The 243-nt window shown below is 52.7% G+C and carries 1 protein-coding gene; it reads right to left on the reverse strand.

Annotated features, from left to right (window positions below; translation table 11 throughout):
- A partial coding sequence (locus tag ACP3VS_RS24555) for a hypothetical protein (protein WP_426390344.1) occupies positions 1-243 on the reverse strand: 243 nt, incomplete at both ends.

Below are 243 nucleotides of genomic sequence, written 5' to 3' on the forward strand. Positions count from 1 at the left end.
GCTTGCGACCTTACGACCGGTGCAGTTGGTGTCGGTTCTTGCGCGGGTGCGGCTTCAGTTGTTGCGGTCATAAAGTCTGATTCAAGACGTTTGGTGAGAAGCTTCAAGCGTCGGTCGATCTCTTTGTTGAAGCCGATGCGCTCTTTCGCCTCACTTAAGACTTGGGCGGCTCGCTCTAAATCTGAGCGAACTGTAAAGGCATCAGCCAATGAAAGGGCACGTTCAACTAACCGAGCCAGATCT

This window comes from Lysinibacillus sp. VIII_CA, assembly GCF_049943995.1.
Classification (GTDB): domain Bacteria; phylum Bacillota; class Bacilli; order Bacillales_A; family Planococcaceae; genus Lysinibacillus; species Lysinibacillus pinottii.